General features: G+C 59.9%; 22 protein-coding genes and 1 tRNA gene. 11 read left to right on the forward strand and 12 right to left on the reverse strand.

All coding sequences use genetic code 11. The annotated features are described in order from the left end of the window. The first annotated feature begins 133 nt into the window (after positions 1 to 133). Positions 134 to 1,537, forward strand: coding sequence for a DegQ family serine endoprotease (locus tag C7U61_RS08440; protein ID WP_106997636.1), 1,404 nt, complete (start codon positions 134 to 136; stop codon positions 1,535 to 1,537). Beyond that, positions 1,534 to 2,850, forward strand: a complete 1,317-nt coding sequence (locus tag C7U61_RS08445) for a replication-associated recombination protein A (protein WP_106997637.1) — start codon at positions 1,534 to 1,536, stop codon at positions 2,848 to 2,850. The genes C7U61_RS08440 and C7U61_RS08445 overlap by 4 nt, the downstream gene beginning before the upstream one ends. 9 nt (positions 2,851 to 2,859) lie before the next feature. Here C7U61_RS08445 and C7U61_RS08450 read toward each other — a convergent pair whose 3' ends face one another. Both C7U61_RS08450 and C7U61_RS08455 read right to left on the reverse strand, forming a co-directional pair. Then, the gene (locus tag C7U61_RS08450) at positions 2,860 to 3,192 is read right to left on the reverse strand and encodes a DUF1883 domain-containing protein (RefSeq protein WP_106997638.1); all 333 of its coding nucleotides are present in this window, start codon (positions 3,190 to 3,192) and stop codon (positions 2,860 to 2,862) included. A 210-nt stretch (positions 3,193 to 3,402) separates the two neighbouring features. Beyond that, positions 3,403 to 4,419 (reverse strand): 2-dehydropantoate 2-reductase, encoded by a 1,017-nt coding sequence (locus tag C7U61_RS08455; protein WP_106997718.1) that lies wholly within the window; start codon positions 4,417 to 4,419, stop codon positions 3,403 to 3,405. 314 nt (positions 4,420 to 4,733) lie between these two features. Here C7U61_RS08455 and C7U61_RS08460 point away from each other — a divergent pair, with 314 nt between their 5' ends. From C7U61_RS08460 to C7U61_RS08475, 4 genes are read left to right on the forward strand one after another with little or no spacing between them, the layout of a single operon-like run. Further along, positions 4,734 to 6,182, forward strand: a complete 1,449-nt coding sequence (locus C7U61_RS08460; RefSeq protein WP_106997639.1) for a hypothetical protein — start codon at positions 4,734 to 4,736, stop codon at positions 6,180 to 6,182. Continuing rightward, positions 6,160 to 6,978, forward strand: coding sequence for a hypothetical protein (locus C7U61_RS08465; RefSeq protein WP_106997640.1), 819 nt, complete (start codon positions 6,160 to 6,162; stop codon positions 6,976 to 6,978). Before C7U61_RS08460 ends, C7U61_RS08465 begins: the two co-directional genes overlap by 23 nt. Continuing rightward, positions 6,978 to 7,916: a hypothetical protein gene (locus C7U61_RS08470; RefSeq protein ID WP_106997641.1), complete on the forward strand. Its 939-nt coding sequence runs from the start codon at positions 6,978 to 6,980 to the stop codon at positions 7,914 to 7,916. Before C7U61_RS08465 ends, C7U61_RS08470 begins: the two co-directional genes overlap by 1 nt. Next, positions 7,910 to 8,923: an OmpA family protein gene (locus C7U61_RS08475; protein ID WP_106997642.1), complete on the forward strand. Its 1,014-nt coding sequence runs from the start codon at positions 7,910 to 7,912 to the stop codon at positions 8,921 to 8,923. The genes C7U61_RS08470 and C7U61_RS08475 overlap by 7 nt, the downstream gene beginning before the upstream one ends. A 17-nt stretch (positions 8,924 to 8,940) precedes the next feature. Here C7U61_RS08475 and C7U61_RS08480 read toward each other — a convergent pair whose 3' ends face one another. From C7U61_RS08480 to C7U61_RS08510, 7 genes are all read right to left on the reverse strand, one after another. Beyond that, positions 8,941 to 10,563 carry an ABC-F family ATP-binding cassette domain-containing protein gene (locus tag C7U61_RS08480; protein WP_106997643.1) on the reverse strand — a complete coding sequence of 541 codons (1,623 nt, stop codon included), beginning with the start codon at positions 10,561 to 10,563 and terminating at the stop codon, positions 8,941 to 8,943. Positions 10,564 to 10,679: 116 nt separating this feature from the next. Further along, positions 10,680 to 11,765 carry an acyltransferase gene (locus C7U61_RS08485; protein ID WP_280952762.1) on the reverse strand — a complete coding sequence of 362 codons (1,086 nt, stop codon included), beginning with the start codon at positions 11,763 to 11,765 and terminating at the stop codon, positions 10,680 to 10,682. A gap of 177 nt (positions 11,766 to 11,942) precedes the next feature. Beyond that, positions 11,943 to 12,677 (reverse strand): phosphotransferase, encoded by a 735-nt coding sequence (locus C7U61_RS08490; protein ID WP_106997644.1) that lies wholly within the window; start codon positions 12,675 to 12,677, stop codon positions 11,943 to 11,945. Between the two features lie 232 nt (positions 12,678 to 12,909). Then, on the reverse strand, positions 12,910 to 16,710 hold the full coding sequence (locus tag C7U61_RS08495) for a vitamin B12-dependent ribonucleotide reductase (protein WP_106997645.1): 3,801 nt from the start codon (positions 16,708 to 16,710) through the stop codon (positions 12,910 to 12,912). Between the two features lie 772 nt (positions 16,711 to 17,482). Next, the gene (gpt, locus tag C7U61_RS08500; protein ID WP_069611931.1) at positions 17,483 to 17,980 is read right to left on the reverse strand and encodes a xanthine phosphoribosyltransferase; all 498 of its coding nucleotides are present in this window, start codon (positions 17,978 to 17,980) and stop codon (positions 17,483 to 17,485) included. Positions 17,981 to 18,295: 315 nt separating this feature from the next. Then, a complete protein-coding gene (locus tag C7U61_RS08505) occupies positions 18,296 to 19,141 on the reverse strand; it encodes a universal stress protein (protein WP_106997646.1) in 846 nt (281 codons plus the stop codon). 233 nt (positions 19,142 to 19,374) lie between these two features. Further along, positions 19,375 to 20,130 carry a competence/damage-inducible protein A gene (locus tag C7U61_RS08510; protein ID WP_106997647.1) on the reverse strand — a complete coding sequence of 252 codons (756 nt, stop codon included), beginning with the start codon at positions 20,128 to 20,130 and terminating at the stop codon, positions 19,375 to 19,377. A gap of 241 nt (positions 20,131 to 20,371) precedes the next feature. Between C7U61_RS08510 and wrbA the strand changes: the two genes are divergently transcribed. Continuing rightward, entirely contained in the window at positions 20,372 to 20,971 is a 600-nt protein-coding gene (gene wrbA / locus C7U61_RS08515; protein WP_106997648.1) for an NAD(P)H:quinone oxidoreductase type IV, read from the forward strand. Positions 20,972 to 21,050: 79 nt separating this feature from the next. On the opposite strand, the gene C7U61_RS08520 is transcribed toward wrbA, so the two are convergent. Then, positions 21,051 to 21,136, reverse strand: a tRNA-Leu gene (locus C7U61_RS08520). Positions 21,137 to 21,490: 354 nt separating this feature from the next. On the opposite strand from C7U61_RS08520, the gene ilvA reads away from it, so the two are divergent. Together ilvA and C7U61_RS08530 are read left to right on the forward strand one after the other, a co-directional pair. Continuing rightward, complete coding sequence (gene ilvA, locus C7U61_RS08525; RefSeq protein WP_106997649.1) at positions 21,491 to 22,741, forward strand: threonine ammonia-lyase; 1,251 nt, start codon at positions 21,491 to 21,493, stop codon at positions 22,739 to 22,741. Positions 22,742 to 22,778: 37 nt separating this feature from the next. Then, on the forward strand, positions 22,779 to 23,117 hold the full coding sequence (locus tag C7U61_RS08530; RefSeq protein WP_106997650.1) for an HlyU family transcriptional regulator: 339 nt from the start codon (positions 22,779 to 22,781) through the stop codon (positions 23,115 to 23,117). Between the two features lie 107 nt (positions 23,118 to 23,224). Here C7U61_RS08530 and C7U61_RS08535 read toward each other — a convergent pair whose 3' ends face one another. Next, positions 23,225 to 24,001, reverse strand: coding sequence for an SDR family oxidoreductase (locus tag C7U61_RS08535; RefSeq protein ID WP_106997651.1), 777 nt, complete (start codon positions 23,999 to 24,001; stop codon positions 23,225 to 23,227). Positions 24,002 to 24,106: 105 nt separating this feature from the next. On the opposite strand from C7U61_RS08535, the gene C7U61_RS08540 reads away from it, so the two are divergent. Beyond that, a complete protein-coding gene (locus C7U61_RS08540; RefSeq protein WP_106997720.1) occupies positions 24,107 to 24,688 on the forward strand; it encodes a TetR/AcrR family transcriptional regulator in 582 nt (193 codons plus the stop codon). A 53-nt stretch (positions 24,689 to 24,741) separates the two neighbouring features. Here C7U61_RS08540 and C7U61_RS08545 read toward each other — a convergent pair whose 3' ends face one another. Beyond that, entirely contained in the window at positions 24,742 to 25,356 is a 615-nt protein-coding gene (locus C7U61_RS08545; protein WP_106997652.1) for an FMN-dependent NADH-azoreductase, read from the reverse strand. Positions 25,357 to 25,492: 136 nt separating this feature from the next. Here C7U61_RS08545 and C7U61_RS08550 point away from each other — a divergent pair, with 136 nt between their 5' ends. Continuing rightward, positions 25,493 to 26,461 carry a LysR family transcriptional regulator gene (locus tag C7U61_RS08550; protein WP_106997653.1) on the forward strand — a complete coding sequence of 323 codons (969 nt, stop codon included), beginning with the start codon at positions 25,493 to 25,495 and terminating at the stop codon, positions 26,459 to 26,461. Positions 26,462 to 26,495: the final 34 nt, after the last annotated feature.

Consider the following 26,495-nt stretch of genomic DNA (forward strand, 5'->3'; position numbering starts at 1 on the left):
AGCATGTTTTTGTTCGGCGAGCCTGTTTTTTATCGCCGCCAACTTCCATTTATACTTCATGGTTCCGCCCTCTTTTCTTTCTAGCGTCGGACGCTACAACGTTGTTTAAAGAGCATTAAAAAGGGAAATTTCCATGCATGTCCTCCTGGAGCGCGCTGCCGTTTCGATGATTGCCCTCGTCATGGCGATGTCGCTTTCCGCTGAGGCTCAAACGGCGAAGACGCTGCCGCAGAGCCAGACGCAGATGCAGCTTTCCTTCGCGCCGCTGGTCAAGCAGACGGCCGGCGCCGTGGTGAACGTCTATGCCGAGCGTGTGGTTCAGCGTCAGTCCCCCTTTGCCGGCGATCCCTTCTTCGAGCAGTTTTTCGGCCAGCGCATGCCGAATCGTACCGAGAAGCAATCGTCGCTGGGCTCAGGCGTCATCGTGGAGGCGAATGGCACCGTCATCACCAACAACCACGTCGTTGACGGCGCTGACGACATCAAGATCGCGCTCTCGGACGGCCGCGAGTTCCCCTGCAAGGTGGTTTTGAAGGACGATCGCGTCGATCTCGCCGTCCTCAAGATCCAGTCGAAGAGCGAGACTTTCCCGGTTCTGCCGCTCGGCAATTCCGACGGCATCGAAGTCGGCGATCTCGTGCTCGCGATCGGCAATCCCTTCGGCGTCGGCCAGACGGTGACGAGCGGTATCGTCTCGGCGCTTGCCCGCAATCAGGTGAAGAACGAGGTCGGCTTCTTCATTCAGACCGATGCTTCGATCAATCCGGGCAATTCCGGGGGCGCGCTCGTCAACATGGCCGGCGAGCTGATCGGATTGAATACGGCGATCTTCTCCCAGGGCGGCGGCTCCAACGGTATCGGCTTCGCCATTCCCGCCAATCTGGTCAAGGTCTTCCTCGCCGCCGCCGACCGCGGCGACAAGGCGTTCGAGCGCCCCTATATCGGCGCTACTTTCGAGCCGGTGACATCGGATGTCGCCGAAGCGCTCGGGCTGGACAAGGTTCGCGGCGCGCTGGTGACCAAGGTCGTCGATGGCGGCCCAGCAGCCAAGGCCGGCCTGAAGCCCGGCGAAGTGATCACTGCGCTGAACAATATCTCGATCGAGCATCCGGATGCGCTCGGATATCGTCTGACGACGGCCGGTCTTGGCGCGACCGTCTCATTGACTGTTCTCGATAACGGCAAGGAGCATCAGGCCACGATGACACTTGCCGCAGCGCCCGAATCCACGCCGCGCGACGAGCGGGTGATCGAAGGCAACAATCCCTTCTCCGGCGCGACCGTTGCCAATCTCTCGCCGCGCGTTGCCGACGATCTGCATATGCCGCCGGATTCCACAGGCGTGGTCATCGAAAGCTTGAAACCGAATTCGCCGGCCGACCGGCTTGGATTTGCCGCTCGTGATATCGTCATTTCCATCAACGGGGTGGCGATCAACACGACGGAAATCCTTCAGAAGGCCGTTGCCTCCAATCCTAGCTTCTGGCGCGTCGAGATCGAGCGTGACGGCCAGCGTATCAGGCAATTCTTCCGATGAGCGATGATCTGTTTGCACCGCGGGTACCGGAAGAGGTCGCCAACAAGCGGCCTCTGGCCGATCGCCTGCGGCCGCAAACATTGGCCGAAGTCACCGGCCAGGAACATCTGACCGGCGAGGACGGCGTGCTGCGCCGGATGATCGAGGCGGGTTCGCTGGGATCGATGATCTTCTGGGGACCGCCCGGAACCGGCAAGACGACGGTAGCAAGGCTGCTTTCGGGCGAGGCGGGTCTCGCCTTCGAGCAGATTTCCGCGATCTTCTCCGGCGTCGCCGATCTGAAGAAGGTGTTCGAGGCGGCAAGGCTGCGCCGCATGGATGGCCGCCAGACCCTGCTGTTCGTCGACGAGATCCATCGCTTCAATCGCGCCCAGCAGGATAGCTTCCTGCCTGTCATGGAAGACGGCACCGTCATTCTGGTTGGCGCAACCACGGAAAATCCATCCTTCGAGCTCAACGCCGCTCTTCTTTCCCGCGCGCGTGTCCTGACGTTCCGCTCGCATGACGAGGAAAGCCTGGAAGAGCTGCTGCGGCGGGCCGAAACGGTGGAAGGCAAACCGCTGCCGCTGACGGAGGATGCCCGAGCCAGCCTGATCCGCATGGCCGATGGCGATGGCCGCTCGGTACTGACGCTGGCGGAAGAAGTCTGGCGAGCCGCACGCAAGGACGAGCTTTTCGATCCCGATATGCTGGTCAAGATCGTCCAGCGACGCGCCCCGGTCTATGACAAGGCGCAGGATGGCCATTACAATCTGATTTCGGCCCTGCATAAGTCGGTTCGCGGCTCCGACCCGGATGCTGCGCTCTATTATCTCGCCCGTATGTTCGATGCCGGCGAAGATCCGCTCTATCTCGGACGTCGGCTGGTGCGCATGGCGGTGGAGGATATCGGGCTTGCCGATCCGCAGGCTCTCGTCATCTGCAATGCCGCCAAGGACGCCTATGATTATCTGGGCTCGCCGGAAGGGGAATTGGCGCTGGCGCAGGCCTGCGTCTATCTCGCGACCGCACCGAAATCGAATGCCGTCTATACGGCTTTCAAGGCCGCGACCCAGGCCGCCAAACAGAACGGTTCGCTGCTGCCGCCGAAGCACATCCTCAATGCGCCGACGAAACTGATGCGCACCGAAGGCTATGGTGACGGCTATCGCTACGATCACGACGAGCCGGACGCCTTTTCGGGCCAGAATTACTTCCCGGAAAAGATGGGCCGCCAGACCTTCTACGATCCGCCGGAGCGTGGGTTCGAGCGGGAGATCCGCAAGCGGCTGGATTGGTGGGCGAAGCTGCGCAAGGAGCGCGGCGAACGCTAGGATCCGGTATCACCGCCCAGCGGCGGTTTCCTGCAGAGCCTTCTGCATTCGCGGAACAGTTGCATTGTCGACGATTTTCACGCTCGACTCAGCTAGTCCGTTATGGCCTTCCATATCGACGACGAGATGCCAGTGGCCCGATTCGGGAATAGTGAGCCGGATCGGCGATTTCTTGGCGACACCGCCAAGAAATTGATGCTTTAGGGTTTCCGTGAAGCGCTGGAAGTTCGAACTGTTCATCAGCCTGACATTGGCGACGGCTGAAAGTGTAATTTCGATCACCGTTCCGGCGCGCTGTTCCTTAAGATCGTAGTGGCTGTAGCGGAAGGCAGGCTTCGACATGGCTTTCTGCTCTTTGGATATCTGGCCGAAAGCTTACCTGAGGACGGTTAAGGAAGCGTTCGGCGAGATACTGCCGAAGGCCGGCCAAGAGCAAATTCAGTGCAGGTTTGACGGGGCGGGGCAAAGCGCCCAGCACCGATTTCCTTCGGTAGCAGGCTGGTGAACCGCTGCCGGAGGGTCGAAAATCCGCTTGAGATCGCCGTAGCCGTCCTAGCCGATCGCCTGCTGGTTCTTGCGGTCGAGTTGCGTCACCAGCGCCAGAATGGTCGCCGAGACCGGCGTCGGTACGTTGATGAGCTTCCCGAGTGAGACGATGACGCCGACCAGGGGCGTTATTTCCAGTGCCTTACCGGCAAGCAGATCCTGCAGCATCGAGGTCCGCACGGGTCCAATCTGCCGGGAACGCTCAAGACGCTCCTCAATCGACATGGTGATTTGCGATCCCAATGCTTCGGCGACCGCTTTCACCTCGCTCATCACCTGGCCGACCATGGCGGCCAGCGCCGGGTCCTCCATGATATCGGACATCAATCCGCGCGTCAGCGCACTGATCGGATTGAAGGCTGCATTGCCCATCAGCTTGTTCCAGATATCGTCACGGATGCGCGGGGAAATGGAGACGTTGATGTCAGCTTGCTGCAATAGCGCCGCAATAGCTTCGATATCGGCCGTCGTTTCGCCGGAAGGCTCGCCAAGGATAAAGCGCCCGCTATTGCTGAGCCTGATCTCGCCGGGTGCAACGACCTCCGCGCTCTGATAGGCGACACAGCCGATGACGCGTTCCGGTCCGATCAGGCGCCAGAGATCACCGTTCGGATCAAGTTCTTCTATCTGGCGTTCCGCGTACCCGCTTTGACGATCCCGGTGAAAATACCACCATGGGACGCCGTTGAGGATCATGACGACGCGCGTGCCGGAATGCAGCAGTTTCGCAATGCCTGGAGCAGCTGCGCCAAGCTGATGACCTTTCAGGCCGGTGATTATGAGATCCTGCGGTGGCAGCTCGCCTGCATCGGAAGTTGCCGTCATCTGCGTAACGAGGGGGCTCTCCGTATCCGCTTCCCATAGGCTTATGCCGCCAGCGCGAATGGCCTCCAGATGGGCTCCACGTGCCACGACGGAAATCTTGGTCTGGCTCTCGTCGGAGGAGGCGAGCTTGGCCGCGATTGCGCCGCCGAGGGCGCCGGCGCCACAGACACAGATGTTCTTGAAGCGGAAGGGTGTCATGACTTGATGCTCCGAAGGAAGCCGCATACTCCGCCAAGATATGGCGGGATCATAATTTGGCGAGTGGTTTATCAGATTGCCGGCAATTGGAATCGAAAAATCACCGGGCTTTTCGGCGCACTGCAGGTCTCTCGCAATCTCACCATGATTGTGCGGCTTGAATAACAGGCTTTTTCGTTCGGCACGGGCTTGGGCTAGTCTTTACCACAATCGCATCCTAACCTCTGCCACATTGCTCTGGACCGTGGACAACCGGTGCGATATCGATTTCTCAATTGTCCTTTCTAAGTTGATGAATTCGCCGGGGAAGATCGTTGCGTTTCGAAGCCCTCAACCGTCTCTGGGATAGCGTTCGGGAGACCAGCCATGATTTCCGTGCCTCGACGGATGTTTTTCCCGTCGTCGATATCGAAAAGCTGACCGCGACCCTGGACCTGAAGGAAAAGGGTGCCGCTGCCGGGCGTCAGAACCGGCCGCCGCCGGATGCGCAGTCGCATGACGAGACGGAACAGCGCATCGTCGCCTGGGTCGAGGCGGAGAAGAAAAGCTCCTATCAGATCCTCGAAGACCAGTTCCAGACCTTCGACAGCCGCCTGCGCAATCTTGATTTCGAAGGCCAGTTCGGCCTGATCCGCCAGGCAAACGCTTCAAGCGTCTCGGATTTCAAGGCCGAAGTAGCAAGCGGCGTCGACGAGCTGCATGGCCTGCGCCGCAAGCTGAAAACCGCCGAGGACGAGATGGTGGATTTCAAGGCCAGGCACAAGCTGCAGCGAGCCGCCAAGGTTTCCAGCAGGGCCGCCTGGGGCTTCAAGGTCTCGCTGATCGTCTTCCTCGTGCTCATCGAAATGGTGATGAACGGCAGTTTTCTCGCCAAGGGCAGCGAGCAGGGCATCGTTGGGGGCGTGACGGAGGCGGCCGCTTTCGCCTTCCTGAACATCGGCACGGCGCTGATGTTTTCCTTCTTTTGTGTGCGGTTCCTGGTGCACCGGTCCTTTGCGCTGAAGCTGCTCGGTCTTCTTGGGCTTGTCGCCTATGTCGCCGTGGCTTTGGGCATCAACATCGCGCTGGCGCATTATCGCGAGGTCTCCGCAACGATCTTGAGCGGGGCGGGTGCCGAGGTGATCCAGCGCCTGAAGGCGGCGCCGCTCGGGCTGCAGGAGCTGAATTCCTGGATGCTCTTTGCCATCGGCCTGATGTTCTCGCTCGTCGCCTTCATCGACGGCTGCTATCTGACCGATCCCTATCCCGGCTTTGCCGGCGTGCAGAAGCGTCTCGATGCGGCGCGAGACAATTATATCGATCGCAAGCTCGATCTCATCGAGGACCTGCGCGAGATCCGCGACGAGCACAACGGCAAGATCGAGGAGATCATCCGCGACCTCTCGCTGCGCCGGCAGGAAACGGCTGCCATCATCGCCCATCGTGCGAGGACCGCAGGCCTTTTTGCCGAACACCAGAACCATCTCGAGCGTGCTGCCAACGTGCTGCTCACCTCCTATCGCGACGCCAACCGGGCGGTGCGCACCGAGCCGGAGCCATCCTACTTCCAGACCGCTTACAAGATGGAGCGACTGACGCCTGTCATCCGCATCGAAGAGGAATGGGACGATAAGGTGCTCGGCGCGCGCATCCAGAGCGCCCAGGCGGAATTATCGGAGCAGATCAAGCGGATCGGCGACGAATTCGAGCGAGCCATCGAGAAATATCATCAGCTCGATAATCTTTTCCCGGAGAGCATCCTTGGCGCGACGCAAGCGGCGTAGTCGGCGCGGCGGGTCCGCCGGTCTCATCATCGCAACGGTTTGTCTCGCCGTCCTGTCTCTCGGGATCGTCGGCGCCTATGGCTGGCTGCGCTACAAGGCGAGCGGAAACGTCGCCGTCGACCAGGCGTCGCTCTGCCCGATGGATGGCCCGAAGGCGGAAACGGCTATCCTCCTCGATGTCACCGATCCGATATCAGACACGACAGCGCTCGATCTGCGCAACCAGTTCCAGAAGATCGTCGCGGACGTGCCGATCGGCGGCGCGATCGACATCTATGCGCTCACCGAGAAGGAGGGCGAACTGATCCAGACCTTCCACGGCTGCAATCCGGGAAGCGGCGCAAACGTCGACGAATGGACCAGCAATCCGCGCCTGGCGCAGGCGCGGTGGGAGAAGGGCTTCCAGAAGCCGATTGCCGATATCGCCGGCAAGCTGACCGAAGGCGAATCGGGCAGGCTGTCGCCGATCATGGCCGCCATCCAGAAGATCAATCTGGAAGTCTTTGCCAATGCGCCGGCCGGCATCCCGAAGCGCCTCTACATCGCCTCCGACATGATCGAGCACACCGCCGCCTTTTCGAACTACCGCGACGGCATTTCCTATCAGAAGTATCAGCACAGCTCCGCAAACGACCGTTTCCGCACCTCGCTGGATGGTGTCATGGTCAGGATTCTTGCCTTTCAAAGGCCGAACATGAAGTTCAGCATGGAGGATCTGGCGAACTTCTGGGCGCAATGGATCAAGAACAACAAAGGTGATTTCGACGGCTTCGTGCGGTTGGAGGGGATACGCTGATGGCTAATAGCGACGCCAGATATCTCGTCCGGGATTACGGTCCGATGATGCTTTTCGCCTTCATCACCGTCGGGGGCATGATCTTCATCTGGTCGTCGAAGCTCATGGGCTGGTCGCTGCCCATCGTGACGGGCATACCGCTCTTGCTGATGGCGATCTACTTCATCGTGTCGCTGGCCTTCGCCGGCTTTCGGCTGCACAACGAGCAGGCGGGCGACAACCTCTACTACATGGGTTTTCTCTTCACCCTCTCGAGCCTCGGCGTATCGCTCTATCTTTTTGCCGGCGAAACATCGATCGAGACAATTGTCCGCAATTTCGGTATCGCCGTCACCTCGACCATTGCCGGCGTGACGCTGCGTATCCTCTTCAACCAGATGCGGCGCGATCCGATCGACATCGAGCGCAGTGTGCGTCACGAGCTTGCGGAAATGACGCGGCGCGTGCGCACCGAACTCGACTCCTCGTCACGCGAGTTTTCGCATTACCGGCGCGTCAGCAATCAGATGCTGTCGGAAGGGTTCGAGGAGATCGCGCGGCAGGCCGAGCGCAACGGCCAGGAAATCAACAGGATCCTGGAAATGCTCGCAAAGCAGGCGGTGACGCCGATCAACGACGCGGCCGCCCAGCTGACGACGACGACATCGCAGCTTTCGCAGATCATCAGCACCTTCGGCGCTGCGGTCGAGAATGTCGGCAAGAAGCTGGAGGAGATACGCTCGCCGGAAGATGTGGTGCGCGCGGAGCTGGCGCCGGCGATCGCCGCCATTAAGGATATGTCGGAAGCCCAATTGCAGCCGCTGCGCAACATCGAGCTGGCGCTCAGCCGCATGGCGGAGGCGATGGGGCAGGCGCCGGCGCCGAAACCGCAGGCCGAGGGCGATATCGCAGCGGAACCCAAGACCGTGCCGCGAAAGCGCTGGTGGCGTCTATGGTAGCAGGGGGTTTGGACAGCACGCCGAAACTGGAGCACAAGGGCTACAACCGCGGCCTGATCCTCGGCCTGACGATGGCCGAATCCATGCTGCTTCTGGTCTTCTGCCTGCTGCTCGTCGCCGCCGCCTTGATTTCGGCCGAGAGAAGCAAACGCTACGAAGCCGAGCGCAAGCTTGAGAAGGCCGAAGAGCAGGTCGCATTGCTGGAGAAGAAAAGGGCGGAGCAGGCGGCCGAGATCGTGCTTCTCCAGTCCAAGGTCGTCTCCGGCGATCTCTCCGCCGCTGACAAGGCCATGGTGGACAAGCAATGGCGAGAGCTGGTGCTGGCGAAAGAGACGCTGGACAGCGTAACGGATCAGGGTGCGACACCGGCCGATCTGCAATCGCTGTCCAAGGTCGCGGCCGTTCTGAAGGAACATGGCGTCTCGCTCGCGACGGCACCCGATGCGGTCAATAAGCTTCTGGCTGGCAACGGCGGCGGGAAGGGCATGCACGATTGGCCGCCCATCATCAATCTCGACGACGCCAAGAAGAACTATTTCCAATCGGGAAGCGCCGAGCTTACGGGCACTTTCGCTCAGCTTCTCAGCACGACGATTACGGATGAAATCGCCAGCAACCTGAGCCTCTACGGCGCCAATATCGTCGAGGTGATCGGCCATACGGACGAGCAGCCGGTGGCGCGGGAGAAATCCAATCTCGACGATACGATCATCAGCGCGATGGACGGCAAATTGCCGGTGTCGGCCCTGCTGCCGGCCGACAATGCCGGGCTCGGCCTTGCCCGCGCCATTGCCGTCGCCAATGTGCTCAAGGCCAATCCGAAGCTGAAGGATGCGACCATTCTGCCGATGTCGGCCGCGCAATTGATCCTGCCCGGCGATACCGTCACTTCGGGTCAGCGCGGCGCCGTCGAGGCACGGCGCCGCATCGAAATCCGCGTGCGCGGCAGGACGGCGCCCGTCGCCGTCATCAATGCCGGTGCCGCACCGTCAGTGAATACGCAATAGCGCCGATTTGGCGAGCATCAGCTTCTGAGGCCAGGTGCCTCGTAGCCGGTGCGCTCGACATATTCCGTGTAGCCGCCGGGATATTGGTGGATGCCTTCCGGCGTCAGCTCCAGAACGCGATTGGAGAGTGCGGCCAGGAAATGCCGGTCGTGCGAAACGAACAGCATCGTGCCCTCATATTGCGACAGCGCCTGGATGAGCATTTCCTTGGTGTCGAGATCCAGATGGTTGGTCGGCTCGTCCAGCACCAAAAGGTTCGGCGGATCGAAGAGCATGATCGCCATGACGAGCCGCGCCTTCTCGCCGCCCGACAGCACGCGGCATTTCTTTTCGATATCGTCGCCGGAGAAGCCGAAGCAGCCGGCGAGCGCCCGCAGAGAGCCTTGACCGGCCTGCGGAAAGTCATGTTCGAGCTGCTGAAATACCGTGCGCTCTCCATCCAGCAGGTCCATGGCATGCTGAGCGAAGTAGCCCAACTTGACGCTGGCGCCGAGCGCCACGCTGCCTTCATCCGGCTCTGCCGCGCCTGCCACCAGCTTGAGCAGGGTGGATTTGCCGGCGCCGTTGATGCCCATGATGCACCAGCGCTCGCGGCGGCGTACCATGAAATCAAGCCCTTCATAGATGGTGCGGCTGCCGTACTTCTTGTGGACGTTCTTCAGCACGGCCACATCTTCGCCCGAGCGCGGCGCCGGCTGGAATTCGAAGGCAACCGTCTGGCGGCGCTTCGGCGGCTCGACGCGATCGATCTTTTCCAGCTTTTTCACGCGGCTCTGCACCTGCGAAGCATGCGAGGCGCGCGCCTTGAAGCGTTCGATGAACTTGATCTCCTTGGCGAGCATCGCCTGCTGTCGCTCGAACTGCGCCTGCTGCTGTTTTTCGTTCTGGGCGCGCTGCTGCTCGTAGAATTCATAGTCACCCGAATAGCTGGTCAGGTTGCCCGCATCGATTTCGATGATCTTGGTGACGATGCGGTTCATGAACTCGCGGTCATGCGAGGTCATGAGCAGCGCGCCTTCATAGCCCTTCAGGAAGGATTCGAGCCAGATCAGGCTTTCGAGATCGAGGTGGTTGCTCGGCTCGTCGAGCAGCATGACATCGGGCCGCATCAAGAGGATTCGCGCCAGTGCGACGCGCATTTTCCAACCGCCCGACAGCGCGCCGACATCGCCGTCCATCATCTCCTGGCTGAAGCTCAGGCCATCAAGCACTTCGCGGGCGCGGCCTTCGAGGGCATAGCCGTCCAGCTCTTCATAGCGCGCCTGCACCTCGCCATAGCGCTCGATGATCTCATCCATCCTGTCGGCCTGGTCCGGATCGCTCATCGCTGCTTCGAGTTCGCGAAGTTCGGCGGCAACGGCGCTCACAGGGCCTGCGCCTTCCATCACTTCGGAGACGGCGCTACGGCCCTCCATCTCGCCGACATCCTGATTGAAGTAGCCGATTGTGACGCCCTTGTCGACGGAAACCTGTCCTTCGTCGGGTAGCTCCTGGCCGGTAATCATCCGGAACAGCGTCGTCTTGCCGGCGCCGTTCGGACCGACAAGCCCGACGCTCTCGCCCCTGTTGAGGGCAGCGGATGCCTCGATGAAGAGGATGCGATGACTGTTCTGCTTACTGATATTTTCGATACGAATCATAGTTACGCGAGGCCCGAAGATAGTTTTTCGGGGCCTTATGCCATGGGTCGGGCCGTCTGTCGCAGGTTTTCGAGGGCAAACCGGGATGCATTTTTACGCCACCCGCCAATCTATGCTCATCCGTCAGCCGCGATTGCCGGGCGCGGGCGCGATGGTCGCATTTTGCGCTGGATGGGGCGCTCGATGCACCAGTAACAAGCGATGGCAAAGGCGAGCGATCCCAGCGCGACCAAGGCAGGCTGAAAGCCGTGCGGTATTCCAATGCGCAGAAGCAGCGCCGTGACCAGGATGCCGGTCAGCACGTGCCAAAGATAGATGGAATAGGAGGCGTCCCCGAGGAAGTGCAGGAATGCGAGCTTGGGAACTCCGCGCTCCCGCTCGGCGAAAACGGCGCCGGATAACAGCAGCATAGCCGGCACTCCCCAGCGCATCGCCCGTTCTAGATGGGTGAGCGGGCCACTCGCAGCAAGCAACACGAAACCTGCGATCATCAAGCCGGCAGCGACGCGAAAGGGCAGCCGATATCCCTGCTTCCACAGATGTCCGATGAGGATTCCGGCGGCAAATTCCAGGATGATCGGCTGCGTGAAAATATCGGCATACCCGGAGGGTAGCAAGAAATGCGCAACGACGACGGCGCCCAAAGCGGCGATCAGGAACCATAGCCGGCGGAGCTCCGGCACAAGCAATGATATCGAAAAAATCAGATAGAAGAACATCTCGTAGGACAGGGTCCAGCCCTGTTCGATGACGGGATGGAGCGCTTCATCCTTGATGATGGGCACGAAAAACAACGAACCCAGCAGATTGCCCACGCTCGAATTCATGTCGAAGAAGAATTGGGGTTTCGACACGGCCACGGCGAATGTCGCCAATGTCGCAATCCAGTAAAGCGGCACGATCCTGATGATCCGGCGCCAAATGAATTCCTGTGGGCCGATCGGTCTTCCAGCGGTCGTAACCCACATGATGAAGCCGCTGATGACGAAGAATATATCGACCCCCGCTGCCCCGATCTTGAAGTTCAGGCCGTATGTTTCGCTCACATGGAAGCAAAGAACCGAGATCGCCGCGATGGCGCGCAGATACTGGATGCTCTTGATATCGCTGCCGGTTTTCAGGACGGTGCCTCCTGCGACTGGACTACTCGCGGATGTTCCGATGGCCGATTTAGCAATAGAATGCGTCGAAAGGCCGGACACCCGTGCGGAATGGCGTGGAAGTACGGCAGATATGGCTGGCAGCGACAATTTCAATTAAAATGGATGATTTCCCGCCATTTCGTGACTCAAAATGGACATCTGAAGTGAGGCGGCGTGAATGCTGGCCCAGCCAAAGGCCTCTCCGTATGCAAGGGACTAGCAATCCGCCGAAGCCGGTTAGACCGGTCGAACTTCGGCAAGCCGCTTGACCGCATATTCATCCTGCCAGCAGACAGCAGCTTCCCATGCAGCAGATGCTTGTGCGGCGATATCATATGCGCAATCGTTCAGATCGGCAGCATTGTCAGGCAATACGAGATCAAGATCTGGAACATCGACATGTGACTCGTCCCAATCGATCAACGCGACATGATCTGTCGTCATGCGGATATTGCCGGGATTGTTGGGATTTCCATGGACGACGCATGTCTGACGCCCGACGAGACGCGCCCAGGCTGCTCGACATCGAGCAACGCCCTCGGGCGGCATCGCAGTAAGATCGATTCTCGTTCCGGCGTCGGCATACAGCAGGTCGGTCGACGATTTCCAACCGGGGCGCTGCGGCCAGTCCTGCGTCAGCCGATGCAGCTCGCGCAGCGTATCGGCGACGCGACGCCAATCCGTCCCCGTCTCGGGCGGTCCGCCCCCCAGGTATTTCATTACCGTCAGGCCCTCCACGAACAGCCGGCCGTCCATCGTTGGGATCGGCACTGGAACGGTCATGCCTTCGCGATCGAGGTGTTGGAGTAGGGCGGCTTCCCAGCCAAGATCGGCGTCGGTTCTGGAGCCGAGACGAGCGACGGCAATTCGTCCATGAATGCGAACGCGCCATACATCGTTGGCAACCCCGCCGGTGAGTGGTTCGAGGCGGACCGCGTCTTCACCCCATTGCGCGAGTGCTTCCCATCCCATTGGTGATATCCTGGCGCATGATTGGCCTCACTCCGTCCGCAGGCGCGGACAAGGCCAATTAATGCAAGTTTTGCGGGCTGAGCAAGTTAACGAGTATCATGAAAACCTCGAAACGAGTTCACCGGGCCATTGCGGACCCGGTGAGCATCTATCTGCATGATGACACTGACTTTGCGCCCAACGTAACGTCGATACCGCAAGTTCATGTCATTCTAGGGGATCGGCCGAATACTCAGCTGCAGCCGCTCGTTGCCCCACACGTGTCGCACTTCTCGCAAGTTCCATTCCGGACCATCGTGAAGTTCTGGCACTCCGTGCACATGTTGCCGGTGTAGCCCTGCATGATGGAGCGGGCGCGGCGTTCGGATTCCAGCTTCTTGGCTTCCGTCTTGGCATTGGCAGCTTCGCTTGCCGCGTTGTCACTGAAGAGGCCGGTCGCGGATTCGGAGATAACTTCCTCTGCGATCTCTTCGGCCAATTCCTTCGCACGCTCCTCATAATCCCGCTTGAAGGCGACGACTTCGGAGGTCGAGACGGAGCTTGCCGGTTCCAGTTTGCGGACCGTGTTGCCGGCGAAAGCCGTTACCGTGCCGAGCGAGGCAGCGCGGGCAGGGGCAGCCGTTGCCGAACCCTTGGCTTCAGCTGCCGGACGCTCGCCCGATGTTGGCACCAGCGTCGGCTTGTAGCCGCGGGTCAGGCCCTTGGAGACGACATCGGCCTTGCCTTCGGAAACACCACGGCCGAGCGCCGTGTTGTTGAAGTCGGAGGTGTCGACATGAGCGAGATCGTGACGGCCGAGATAGGAGATGGCGAGTTCGCGGAACACGTAGTCGAGGATTGACGTGGCGTTCTTGATGGCGTCGTTGCCAGTGACGATGCCGGCCGGTTCGAACTTGGTGAAGGTAAAGGCGTCGACATATTCCTCGAGCGGCACGCCATACTGCAGGCCGAGCGAGACGGAGATCGCGAAGTTGTTGATGAAGGCGCGCAGAGCCGAGCCTTCCTTGTTCATGTCAAGGAAGATTTCGCCGAGACGGCCGTCGTCATATTCGCCGGTGCGCAGGAAGATGGTGTGACCGCCGATCTTGGCCTTCTGGGTATAGCCCTTGCGCCGGCTCGGCAGTTTTTCCTGCGTGCGGATGACCTTTTCGATCACGCGCTCGACGATCTTTTCCGTGATGGTCACTGCCTGCGCGGCTGCGGGAGCCTGCAGGAATTCCTCCAGCGCATCTTCGTCGCCATCATCCTCGATCAGCGAGGCATTCAGCGGCTGGCTGAGCTTGGAGCCGTCGCGATAGAGCGCATTGGCCTTGAGGCCGAGCTTCCAGGACAGCATGTAGGCGTTCTTGCAATCCTCGACGGTCGCCTCGTTCGGCATGTTGATCGTCTTGGAGATAGCGCCCGAGATGAACGGCTGGGCTGCCGCCATCATGCGGATATGGCTTTCGACCGAGAGATAACGCTTGCCGATCTTGCCGCAGGGATTGGCGCAATCGAAGACGGCGAGGTGCTCGTTCTTGAGGAACGGAGCGCCTTCCAACGTCATGGCGCCGCAGACATGGATGTTCGCGGCCTCGATATCCTTCTTGGTGAAGCCGAGGTGCTCAAGCAGGTTGAAGCTCATATCGGCCATCTGCTCGTCGGAAACCTTCAGCGTGCCCTTCAGGAAGTCGGCGCCGAGCGTCCACTGGTTGAAGACGAACTTGATGTCGAAGGCGCTCTTCAGCGCAGCGTTGACGGCATCGACCTTCTCGGCGGTGAAGCCCTTGGCCTTCAGCGTCGACGGGTTGATGGCCGGAGCCTGGTTCAGGTTGCCGTGGCCGACGGCATAAGCCTCGATCTCGGCGATCTGGCTTTCGGAATAGCCGAGCGTGCGCAGTGCTTCCGGAACGGCGCGGTTGATGATCTTGAAGTAGCCGCCGCCGGCGAGCTTCTTGAACTTCACCAGGGCGAAGTCCGGCTCGATGCCGGTCGTGTCGCAATCCATGACGAGGCCGATCGTGCCCGTCGGCGCAATCACGGTTGCCTGGGCGTTGCGGTAGCCATGCTTTTCGCCGAGTTCCAGCGCCTTGTCCCAGGCAGCCTTGGCATGAGCGACGAGATCCTGATCCGGATTGTCGGCATGGATCAGTGCCACCGGATTGACCGAGAGGCTTTCGTAGCCCGAGGTCTCGCCGTAAGCGGCGCGGCGATGGTTGCGGATGACGCGCAGCATGTTTTCGCGGTTCGGCTTGAACATCGGGAAGGTCCCGAGTTCGGAAGCCATTTCGGCCGAGGTCGCATAGGCGATGCCGGTCATGATCGCGGTCAGCGAGCCGGCAATGGCGCGGGCTTCGTCCGAGTCATAGGGGATGCCCGACGACATCAGCAGGCCGCCGATATTGGCATAGCCGAGGCCGAGCGTCCGGTATTCGTAGGAGAGCTCGGCGATACGGCGCGAGGGGAACTGCGCCATCATCACGGAGACTTCGAGAACGACGGTCCAAAGGCGGACGGCGTGCTCGTAGTCGGCAATGTTGATGCGCTTCGTCGCTGCGTCCTTGAAGGTCATCAGGTTCAGCGAAGCGAGGTTGCAGGCCGTATCGTCGAGGAACATGTATTCCGAGCACGGATTGGATGCGCGGATCGGGCCGGCAGCCGGGCTGGTGTGCCAGTCGTTCATCGTCGTGTTGAAGTGTAGGCCCGGATCGGCCGATGCCCAAGCGGCGTAGGAGATGGATTCCCACAGGTCGCGGGCCTTCAGCGTCTTGACGACCTTGCCATCCTTGCGGGCGGTCAGGTTCCAGTCGCCATCGTTCTCGACGGCACGCAGAAAGTCGTCCTTGATGGAGACAGAGTTGTTGGAGTTCTGGCCGGATACGGTGAGATAGGCTTCCGAATCCCAGTCCGTGTCGTAGGTCTTGAACTCGAGATCCTTATAGCCCTGGCGGGCGAACTGGATGACGCGTTGGACGTAGTTTTCCGGAACCTGGTCCTTCTTGGCGGCGCGGATTTCGCGCTTCAGGGCAGGGTTCTTGGCCGGGTCGAAGCAATCGTCATTGTCACCCTCGCAATTGACCGTCGCCTTCATGATCGCCTTCAGGTGCTTGGCGACGATCTTGGAGCCGGTGACGAGGGCGGCAACCTTCTGCTCTTCCTTGACCTTCCAGTTGATGTATTCCTCGATATCCGGATGGTCGATATCGACGACCACCATCTTGGCGGCGCGCCGCGTCGTGCCGCCCGACTTGATGGCGCCGGCAGCGCGGTCGCCGATCTTCAGGAAGCTCATCAGGCCGGAGGAACGACCGCCGCCGGAAAGCTTTTCACCCTCGGCGCGCAGCATCGAGAAGTTCGAACCGGTGCCGGAGCCGTATTTGAACAGGCGCGCTTCGCGAACCCAGAGGTCCATGATGCCGCCTTCATTGACGAGATCGTCCTCGACCGACTGGATGAAGCAGGCATGCGGCTGCGGATGCTCATAGGCCGACTTGGACTTAGTGAGCTTGCCGGTGAAGGGGTCCACGTAATAGTGGCCCTGGCCGGGGCCGTCGATGCCGTAGGCCCAATGCATGCCGGTGTTGAACCACTGCGGCGAGTTCGGAGCCACGCGCTGGGTGGCGAGCATATAGGCAAGCTCGTCCCGGAAAGCGGAAGCATCTTCCTCGGAGGAGAAATAGCCGCCCTTCCAGCCCCAGTAGGTCCAGGTGCCGGCAAGGCGATCGAAGACCTGGCGCGCATCGGTTTCGGAGCCGCTCTGCTGCTCCTTCGGCAGGTCCTTCATGGCCGCATCGTCGGGAACCGAACGCCACAGGAAGGAGGGAACGTCGTTTTCCTCGACCTTCTTGAGCTTGGCAGGCACGCCCGCCTTGCGGAAATATTTCTGCGCGAGAATGTCGGCGGCAACCTGCGAGAATTGCGCGGGCACGTCGATGTTCTCGAGGCGGAACACGATCGAACCGTCAGGATTCTTGATCTCGCTCGTCGCCTTGCGGAATTCGATGTCCGCATAGGGTGACTGGCCGGCCTTCGTAAAACGACGTTCGATGCGCATGGTCCCAATCCTTTATTCGTTGGTGCGCGCCCATATGAAACCGGGCGCAAAAATTCTCATTCCGGCATCGCGAATTCAACGCGCAGCCAGTCTCTGATCCGCTTTCCGACAGGAGGTGTCATCCGGAGATGTCTTTCCTGTATCTTGTGGTGATGGTGGCTGCAAACACTAAATATAGTATTAACAGCTTATTGCCGCCAGTCCCCGCATATGTTTTTTCGGCAGCATCGATCTCGGCACAAAAAACCTCGCAGCGGGCCACCTGCAAAGGTGAATCGCCTCGAATCCAAATCCGATTTCGAATTGAGAACCAGCCCTCGTACCCCGCCTGGCCCAGTCGCCGCCGCGACGTCGTCCATTAACTTTGAAAGACCCGATTCCGTCAAGGGGTGGTTTGTAACGGATTGCTAACCACAATATCTTGTGGGCTTGCCTGTGGAAACTGGGGAAACGCCAGGAGGCTAAGAGATTCAAGAGGTTGAGGAGGGATGCTCGTCCTCCGTGCGACCGTTGGCGCGACAACTATTATTACCGCCGGTGTCGGAAGCGACAAAATTGTGACCGTGACCTCGATGCCATTGGCAGCGCTGCAAATTCATGCCGTGACGCATCATGATTCGCGTGGAAACCCTTGAATCCCACGTATTCCGGCACTGTGACGTCCACTAAATCTAGTGGGCGCCGCAGCGCCCACCTCTATTACCGCTATTCGAATCATATTTAGGCATCGCGATCAGATCGGGATCGATTCGCGCTGCCGGCAGCCGGCAGATCAGCCGCGGTGACCCTTGGCGATCGGCTCCTGATAGGTGAAGCCCATGTCCCAGGGGAAGTAGATCCAGGTATCCTGGCTGACCTCTGTGATGAAAGTATCGATGGTGGGAACGCCCGTCGGCTTGGCGTAGACGCAGGCAAAATGCGCCTTGGGCAGCATCGCGCGAACTTCGAGAGCCGTCTTGCCGGTATCGGTGAGGTCGTCGATGACGAGGACGCCTTCGCCGCCGTTGACCGACAGTTCCGGTGCGATGCCCTTGAGCAGGTTCATTTCGCCCTGGCTGGAATAGTCGTGATAGGAGGCGACACAGACCGTCTCGATCAGCCGGATATTGAGCTCGCGCGAGATGATGGCGGCCGGCACGAGGCCGCCGCGGGTGATGCAGACGATCGCCTTGAATTCGCGGTTGAGGCCGGCAAGCCGCCAGGCAAGCGCGCGCGCATCGCGGTGGAACTGATCCCAGGATACGGGAAAGGCTTTATCGGGCAGGGACATGGCAGAAAGCTCCGGGGCATGGAATAACGACGCACCGGCGGCGCCGGCGACCCTCAGCAGACCCCGCGCCGGGCGCGGACCAAGAACCAAATCCGGAACGCGATTCGCTTGCTATCTGCTTGAACAGGATCTCATCCGGGAAAAGCCTGGGCTTTTCGGGATCATGCCCCTTCGACCGCGCGAACGGTTCCCTGGCGGGAATTCTGTCATCGGTCGCTGCTTTCTGCTGGATTTACTGGCAAAAGGCAATAGCTGCAAAGTGTGCAACCGGTGCGCATTCACACCGGTTGCCACAAGATATGAGCTTTGAGCCGCTCAGCGCGCCAGCAGCGTCATCGCTGTCATCGAGTGCAGCAGGGTGCGCGTCGTGCCGCCGAAGATCATCTGCCACAGCCAGGAATGTGTATAGGCACCCATGACCAGCAGATCGATGCTATCGTCGGCCAGGCGGTTTTCGATGACCTGCGATGGTGTCGATTTGCCGATGCAGGCTGCCGTCTCGAACTTGGCGCGCACTCCATGGCGCGTCAGCGCCGCGGCTATCCGGACACCGGTTTCCTTGGACGGATGCGGGTCCTTTTCCGACGTGCTGACGGAAAGGATCTCGACCGAATCCGCAGCCTTGAGGAAAGGCAGTGCGTCGAAGGTGGCGCGCGCCACTTCCTTCGAGCCGTTCCAGGCGATCAGCACGCGGCGGATGGGCTTCGGTTCCTTGAGAATGTAAGGAATCAACAGAACCGGCCGGCCGCTGTCGAACAGGAAGGTTTCGACATCGACCTGGGTATCGGCGTATTTCGACGGATCCGGCTGCACGGCAACGAGGAGATCGGCGCTGCGGGCGCTTTCGATCAATGGCTCGGTGCCGTAGCCGACCGAACTGGCAAAGCTGTGCCATTCGTAATCCAGGCCGGCGGCTTCCATCTTAGAGCGGAACAGCCTCTCAATGTCGAGCGCCTGATTATGGGCAACATCCTGAAGTGCCTGGACCGCGACAGGATCCGGAATCTCCATCGGCGCCACCAGCGGCACGGTCGAGACGATTTCCGCATGAAGCCCGATCACATGGGCGCCGTGCTCCCTTGCCAGCGCGGCTGAGAACTCCGCCGCGACGCGCGTATTGTCGGGATTGTCGAGAACGGTCACTATCGTTTTATAGGACATGAAGAGATCTCCCATGCGGAAGGGTTGGATCGGATCATGATATCAACATTCCGCTGCAAGATAATGCTCTGAATGGTCTCAGAGTTCCCCGGAAAGCACACGTCCTCGTTGAACGTCACGCCTCGGCCGACTGATTTTCCGTAGAGCCCCGCGCGTCATATCTGACGCGCAAAGGTCCCAATAGTACTTTAAGTCTGCTGCATAATTGCCTGAATCGATTTCGATTTAAGGAATTATGCGGTCGCTTTCGACTGACGGATGGTTTCGATCATCGCGCGCACTTCGGCTGCGACACTTTCAACGAGTTCGGCGGACCGGCCCCTGACGACGATCTCGGTGGAGAAGAATTGGCCGACATAACGCGGGTAGGAGCCGATGCTGGTATCGGGATGTGCCTTCTGGATGAGGCCGAGCGGCGTGCCGATCTCGCCTTCGCCATAGGGGCAGGAAATCGCTGTCGATAGCACCTGTGCCCCGGTCCTGAGCGTCGGCATGACATTGTCGAGCATCGCCTGGAAGACCTGCGGCACACCGGCCATGACATAGACATTCCCGATGTTGAAGCCGGGTGCGGTCGAGACCGGATTGGCGATATGCTTCGATCCCACGGGCATGCGGGCCATGCGCTGGCGAGCCTCGGTGAATTCCATCTCGCGCCGTGCATACATTTCGCCCATGATCCGCATCGCCTCGGCATCGTGCTGGCAGGGCACGCCAAAGGCCTTGGCCACGGCATCTGCCGTGATGTCGTCATGAGTCGGACCGATGCCGCCAGAGGTGAAGACGTAATCATATTGGCCGCGCAGAGCGTTCAGCGCGGCCACGATGGCATCCTCATCGTCGGCCACGATGCGGACTTCCTTCAGGTCGATGCCGGCCAGCAGCAGCACATCGGCAAGATGGCCGATATTCTTGTCCTTGGTCCGGCCGGAGAGCAGTTCGTCGCCGATGGCCAGCATGGCGGCTGTGACAATGATTTCGTTCGACATGAAGATATCCAGGACAATGCGCAGTCGGCGCGTTCAAAAAGGTCCGGGATAGGTAGCGCCGTTTGCGGCGAATGCAAACGCTGGTTTTCGCGCGACCGCCGGACCCGGCGAATATTGCAAATGAAATTCCGTCTACGCAAGATGAACAGTGCGTTCTGAGCCCTGGGGGCTGTGCCTCCGTCGTATCGCTGATACAACATTCCCCGACATTCAACGCGTCCAACAAACGGGAGACGTTCTTATGGCTAAGGTTCTGGTTCTCTATTATTCCTCGTACGGTCATATTGAGAAGATGGCTTATGCCGTCGCGGAAGGTGCAAAGTCCGCCGGTGCAGACGTCACCGTCAAGCGTGTGCCCGAACTCGTTCCGGAAGACGTCGCCAAGGCCTCTCACTTCAAGCTCGATCAGGAAGCCCCGATCGCAACCCCGGACGAACTGGCAGACTACGACGCCATCATCGTCGGCGCCGGCACGCGCTTTGGCACGGTCGCCTCGCAGATGCGCAATTTCTGGGATCAGACCGGCGGCCTCTGGTTCAACGGCAAGCTCGTCGGCAAGGTCGGTTCGGTCTTCACCTCGTCCGCAACGCAGCACGGCGGCCAGGAATCAACCATCCTCGGCTTCATCCCGACCTTCCTGCACCAGGGCATGGCCGTCGTCGGTCTTCCTTACGCCTTCCAGGGCCAGATGGGCACGGAAGAAGTCAAGGGGGGCTCGCCCTACGGCGCCTCCACCATCACCAATGGCGACGGCTCCCGCCAGCCTTCTGAAATCGAACTGGAAGCCGCAAAGTATCAGGGCGCACACGTCGCCAAGATCGCGGCCAAGCTCACGGCCTAAATTTGAAAGTTCTGCAAATGTGGAAGAGGCGCGGCGAAAGCTGCGCCTTTTTCATTGGGATTTTGATGGAATTCGATTTTGGTGCGGACGACGGGGGTCGAACCCGTACAGCCAAAGGCCGAGGGATTTTAAGTCCCTTGCGTCTACCAGTTTCGCCACGTCCGCGTGCCTTTCCCATCAAGCACTTGAGCGATTCAGTCAAGGAAATGTTTTGCGGGAGGGATTTGATCTGTGTGGCTCAGCCCGGCTGACCCAGGCGAAGCCCGCCGGAACCGACGGATCGGTTTTAGGGCGGGCCTCTAACCATCATCATGATGGCTGTATCATATTGGACGCAGGGGGAGCTTGGCTGTCAATTCACAGATTTAGGGGTTTCGACAGTCAGGGGCATAAATGGTTAATGACTTGTTCGGTGCGGCCAATCTCGCCATGGCAGGACCAAAAGCGCGCTAAACAGGCTTTCTTTGCTCATCTTTCCTGTGTCATAGCGGGGATGGATTGAAGAAGGACGGATAGACCGTGGACAAACAGACTGTTCTCGAAGCCAAAGAGGCCATGCGTGGTCTCTTTCCCGCAACGCCGCTGCAGCTGAACGAGCATCTCTCCGCCCGCTATGGCGCCGATATCTGGCTGAAGCGGGAGGATCTGACGCCGGTTCGTTCCTACAAGATCCGCGGGGCCTTCAATTTCTTCCGCAAGGTGATCGCTGCGGGCGGCACGGGAAAGACCTTCGTCTGCGCATCCGCCGGCAATCACGCCCAGGGCTTTGCCTTCGTCTGCCGTCATTTCGGCGTGCCAGGCGTGGTCTATATGCCTGTGACGACGCCGCAGCAGAAGATCGACAAGACCCGCATCTTCGGCGGCGAGTTCATTACCATCAAGCTCTTCGGCGATTTCTTCGACCAGTGCTATCAGGCCGCACGCGAGCATGTTGAACGTATCGATGGCGTCATGGTGCCCCCTTTCGATCATGCCGATATTATCGAAGGGCAGGCGACGGTTGCTGCCGAGATTGCCGAGCAGCTGCCGGAAGGCGTCATCGCCGATTGCGTCCTTCTGCCTGTCGGCGGCGGCGGTCTTGCTGCGGGCATCACCGGCTATTTTGCCGATAAGCTTCCGCGTGATGCCTTCACCTTCGCCGAGCCCGCCGGAGCGCCGAGCCTGCGCCGCAGCATCGAGGCGGGGCAGGTGGTCACTCTTGCCAAGGTCGATAATTTCGTCGATGGCGCTGCCGTCGGCCGTATCGGCGAGCTGAACTTCGCCGCGCTGAAGGGTTTTGCGGCCGATCAGGTCAAGCTCATCGAGGAAAACGCCATCTGCGTTACCATCATCGATATGCTGAATGTCGAAGGCGTCGTACTGGAGCCGGCCGGCGCTCTGGCGATCACGGCGCTGGAAAAGCTCGATCGCGACAGCATCCGCGGCAAGACGATCGTCGCGGTCGTCTCCGGCGGCAATTTCGATTTCGAGCGCCTGCCCGATGTCAAGGAGCGCGCCATGCGCTACGCGGGCTTGAAGAAATACTTCATTCTGCGCCTGGCGCAGCGCCCCGGCGCGCTTCGCGATTTCCTCAACATGCTCGGGCCGGAAGACGATATCGCCCGCTTCGAATATCTGAAGAAGAGCGCTCGCAATTTCGGCTCCATCCTGATCGGCATCGAGACCAAGAATCCCGATAATTTCAAGCAGCTTATCGCGAACTTCGAAAGTTCCGGCATGGGTTATGAGGACATCACCGAAAACGAGATCCTGGCAAACCTGATCATTTGACTTTGCGACCCTGCAACCTTCATGCTAAAGGCGATCCATGGCTTCGTTCTTTTCAAATATCCTTTCGATTTTCACCGGTGGCGCATCGCAGGCCGACGCTGAAAAATCCGGCGGCTCGACGGTCAGCGTCGAACCCCAGGTGCATGCCGGCTGCACGATCTATGCGACGCCGCAGCGCGAGGGCAGCCAGTTCCGGCTCATGGGCCGGATTGAGAAGGATGTGAACGGCGAGATCCTGGTGCGCAATTTCATCCGCGCCGATGTCTTTACCTCGTTGGACGATGCCGTGGAATCGACCTTCCGCAAGGGCCAGCAGATCATCGACCAGAACGGTGCCGGCCTCTTCGGCGATGGCGAAAAGGTTCGCCAGGTCTGATATCGAGCGCATTTACTTAACAGGTGCCTGATGCAGGGGCCGCCTTTGCATCTGCTTTGGCGGCCCATAACACCCACTTACAATTGATGGCTGATAATTCGCAGGGCTCAAGCCGTGCGGAAGAGCTTGGCGCCGGACGGAGCGTTGATGGCGCCGCCGTCGACGGTGATTTCGATGGCCGTTACGTTGGCGGAATCATCGGAGGCGAAATAGAGCGCTGCCTTGGCGATTTCGTCGGCTTCGCTCATGCGGCCGAGCGGGCTGAGGCTGCCAAATCGGGCCTGCAGCGCATCGAGAGCTTCCGGCGTGCTGGCGCGCGGTTCCCAGATCGGCGTCTTGGTGGCGCCCGGTGTGACCTGATTGACGCGGATGCCGCGGGGCGCGAGTTCGGAAGCAAGGTTGCGCGTCATGGCGCGAACCGCACCCTTCGTGCCCGCGTAGGCCGACGCGCCGGGAATGCCGAGAACTGCATGTACGGAGCCGTTCAGGATCACGGAGCCGCCATCGTTCAGATATGGCAGGGCGGCCTGCACGGTGAAGAAGACGCCGGTGAAATTGACGCGGACGATGGTTTCGAACTGCTCAAGCGTCGTCTTGCCGAGCGGCGTATCGCCGGCAATGCCCGCATTGGCAAAGACCACATCGAATTTCCCGAGCTTTTCCGCAGCCTCGGCAAAGGCCTTTTCCATGGCCGGGATGTCGGTGGTGTCGGCCTGCAATGCCAGCACGCCGCCGCCCAGTTGCTCGGCTGCCGCAGCCAGTGTCTTGGCGTTGCGGCCTGTTATGGCGACCTTGGCACCTTCGGCGAGGAAGAGGCGGGCTGTGGCAAGGCCAATACCGCTGTTTCCACCGGTGATGACCGCAACCTTGTTCTTGAGACGCATATTCGTAGCTCCTGTTGGCTTTTGTCACGATCTGGATTATGATCGTTATCTATAAGGATTATGATCGTAATCCATTTTGTCAAGCCGGGCATGGAAGGATTTTCGATGGGCCGCTCACAATTGGAGAAGCAGAAGACACACGAACACATCGTGACGCTCGCCGCCAAGCGTCTGCGCGAAGAGGGACTGGAAGGGATCGGCGTCGCCGACCTGATGAAGGAAGCGGGTCTGACGGTCGGCGGCTTCTACAAGCATTTCGCCTCCCGCGACGAACTGGTGGCGGAGGCGGTAGGATCGGCGATCGGGTCGTGGCGGCGTCAGCAGGAGGAAAGGGGGATCGACCCTGAAAGCATCTCGCTCAACGATTATGTCGATACCTATCTCAGCGAAGGTCACCGCGATCATTGCGGCGAGGGCTGCGCCTATGCGGCGCTGACGGCGGATATTGCGCGCAGCAGCGATGCGGTCCGCGCTATTGCGACGGATGGTCTGCGAAGGAATTTCGACGCGATGACGGCGCGCATGCCGGAGCCGGAAACTGCTGAAGCTAGACGGAAGGCGATTATCGCCTCCTGCCTCATGACCGGCGCGCTCGGTCTCGCGCGTGTGGCGAATGACGAGGCGCTTTCCCATGAAATTTTGGAGACGGCCAGGCAGTTCGTAAAAGCGCTGCCACAGGCGAAATAGCAAGGCGGCCGGTTTGCAGCCGGCCGCCTGTCATCATCACAATATGCAGTCGATTAAGCGGCGAGAGCCAGTTCCGAAGCGCGAGCCTGGGCAGCGCCGATGGCCTTTTCGGCAGCTTCCGGACCAAAAGCAACGCCTTCGATATAAACGGTCTCGACATCGGTGATGCCGATGAAGCCGAGGATGGACTTGAGGTAAGGAACGGCATGATTCATCGGCGCAGCCGGGCCTTCGGAGTAAACACCGCCAGAAGCGAGCACGATGTAGGCCTTCTTGCCGGTGACAAGGCCCTTCGGGCCTGTTTCGGTATAGGTGAAGGTGCGGCCCGCGCGCGTGATATTGTCGATCCAGGTCTTCAGCGAGGAATAGATGTTGAAGTTTATGAGGCCAGTGCCGATGATCAGCGTGTCGGCTGCGAACAGCTCATCGACCAGCGCGTCGGAGACCTTGACCAGTTCCTGCTGCTCGGGCGTGCGGGCGTCGGCCGGCGTGCGGATGGCGGCCGTGAAGGGGCCGTCGATATGCGGCAGGTTGTCGGCAGCGAGATCGCGCTTGACGAGCGTCTTGCCCGGATTGTTGGACTTGATCTTCTCGGCCAGCTCGGTGGCGATTTTGGTGGAGAGCGAATCCGGACGCGGGCTGGAGGTCAGAAGCAGAATGGAGGACATATCCGTTTTCCTTTTCAATGAGTTGCTAAATCGGCTGGGAGAGTCCGATCACGTTCGCCTCAATAAATAAGTCGTCAGTACTATCGAGAAAAACTGTGATAATATGGATCGGAATTATCGATAGAATGGATGGCAGATGCTTCCCAATCCCACCCTCGACCAATTGCAGGTCTTTCTGACCGTCGCCGAGTCAGGCAGTTTCTCGGCCGCTTCGCGTATGCTCAACCGCGCGCAGTCGGTTATCAGCTACACGATCGCCAATCTGGAGGCGCAGCTCGAAATGCCGCTGTTCGAGCGGTCCGGCTCACGCCAGCCGAAATTGACGGATGCAGGCAGGGTGATGCTGGAGGATGCGCGCCGCATTCTCTCCGATCTGCAAGTGATGCGCGCGCGCGTGAAAGGCTTGAAGAGCGGACTTGAAGCGGAAGTGGCTGTTGCCATCAGCGTCATGGTGCCGGTCCATGCGACCGTCGATGTGCTGCGGGAATTCCGCGATCGCTTTCCTTACGTTGCCTTGCGTCTCGACACCGGCGAACTCGGCTCGATGCTGGAGCTGGTTGCCAGCGGCAAGTCGACGATCGGTATTGGCGGCTCGGTGCTGAAGCAGGATGATTCCCTCGTCATTGAGCGCATTGGCCATTCCTTCATGCTGCCGGTTGCCGCCCCAATGCATCCGCTCGCTTTGCTCGGACGACCCCTGACGCTTGCCGATGTGCGCGAAGAAGTGCAACTCGTCGTCACCGATGCGTCAAACCTCACCAATGGCAAGGATTTCAATGTCCTGTCCTACAAGATCTGGCATCTCAGCGATATAGCCACCAAGCATCAGCTGATCCGAGGCGGTCTTGGCTGGGGCGGCCTGCCTGCCTCATTCATCATGGAGGATCTGCAGAAGGGCCGACTGGTACCACTGGATCTCGATGCCTACGATCAGAGCGAGTACCCGATCTACGCGGTCCGCAAGGTCGACAATCCTCCCGGTCCGGCGGCAGCCTGGATGATCGAAGCTTTCCGTTCGCGCCTGGCGCGATGCCCGAATCAGGCCGATTTCAAATCTGCTGTCGAGATGTTCCATCCAGGCGACAAGCGCCTGGCGGCGGAGTGAAAAAGTCCTCTCCCTGAAAATGGGAGGCAGGTGC

It is taken from the genome of Rhizobium sp. JAB6, from assembly GCF_003024605.1.
Lineage (GTDB): Bacteria > Pseudomonadota > Alphaproteobacteria > Rhizobiales > Rhizobiaceae > Rhizobium.

What these genes read in the sequence shown, in the direction of transcription:
- C7U61_RS08440 (WP_106997636.1), top strand. Translation starts at nt 134, where the DNA reads ATGCATGTCCTCCTGGAGCGCGCTGCCGTTTCGATGATTGCCCTCGTC.
- C7U61_RS08445 (WP_106997637.1), top strand. Translation starts at nt 1,534, where the DNA reads ATGAGCGATGATCTGTTTGCACCGCGGGTACCGGAAGAGGTCGCCAAC.
- C7U61_RS08450 (WP_106997638.1), bottom strand. Translation starts at nt 3,192, where the DNA reads ATGTCGAAGCCTGCCTTCCGCTACAGCCACTACGATCTTAAGGAACAG.
- C7U61_RS08455 (WP_106997718.1), bottom strand. Translation starts at nt 4,419, where the DNA reads ATGACACCCTTCCGCTTCAAGAACATCTGTGTCTGTGGCGCCGGCGCC.
- C7U61_RS08470 (WP_106997641.1), top strand. Translation starts at nt 6,978, where the DNA reads ATGGCTAATAGCGACGCCAGATATCTCGTCCGGGATTACGGTCCGATG.
- C7U61_RS08475 (WP_106997642.1), top strand. Translation starts at nt 7,910, where the DNA reads ATGGTAGCAGGGGGTTTGGACAGCACGCCGAAACTGGAGCACAAGGGC.
- C7U61_RS08480 (WP_106997643.1), bottom strand. Translation starts at nt 10,563, where the DNA reads ATGATTCGTATCGAAAATATCAGTAAGCAGAACAGTCATCGCATCCTC.
- C7U61_RS08490 (WP_106997644.1), bottom strand. Translation starts at nt 12,677, where the DNA reads ATGGGATGGGAAGCACTCGCGCAATGGGGTGAAGACGCGGTCCGCCTC.
- C7U61_RS08495 (WP_106997645.1), bottom strand. Translation starts at nt 16,710, where the DNA reads ATGCGCATCGAACGTCGTTTTACGAAGGCCGGCCAGTCACCCTATGCG.
- gpt (WP_069611931.1), bottom strand. Translation starts at nt 17,980, where the DNA reads ATGTCCCTGCCCGATAAAGCCTTTCCCGTATCCTGGGATCAGTTCCAC.
- C7U61_RS08505 (WP_106997646.1), bottom strand. Translation starts at nt 19,141, where the DNA reads ATGTCCTATAAAACGATAGTGACCGTTCTCGACAATCCCGACAATACG.
- C7U61_RS08510 (WP_106997647.1), bottom strand. Translation starts at nt 20,130, where the DNA reads ATGTCGAACGAAATCATTGTCACAGCCGCCATGCTGGCCATCGGCGAC.
- wrbA (WP_106997648.1), top strand. Translation starts at nt 20,372, where the DNA reads ATGGCTAAGGTTCTGGTTCTCTATTATTCCTCGTACGGTCATATTGAG.
- C7U61_RS08530 (WP_106997650.1), top strand. Translation starts at nt 22,779, where the DNA reads ATGGCTTCGTTCTTTTCAAATATCCTTTCGATTTTCACCGGTGGCGCA.
- C7U61_RS08535 (WP_106997651.1), bottom strand. Translation starts at nt 24,001, where the DNA reads ATGCGTCTCAAGAACAAGGTTGCGGTCATCACCGGTGGAAACAGCGGT.
- C7U61_RS08540 (WP_106997720.1), top strand. Translation starts at nt 24,107, where the DNA reads ATGGGCCGCTCACAATTGGAGAAGCAGAAGACACACGAACACATCGTG.
- C7U61_RS08545 (WP_106997652.1), bottom strand. Translation starts at nt 25,356, where the DNA reads ATGTCCTCCATTCTGCTTCTGACCTCCAGCCCGCGTCCGGATTCGCTC.
- C7U61_RS08550 (WP_106997653.1), top strand. Translation starts at nt 25,493, where the DNA reads ATGCTTCCCAATCCCACCCTCGACCAATTGCAGGTCTTTCTGACCGTC.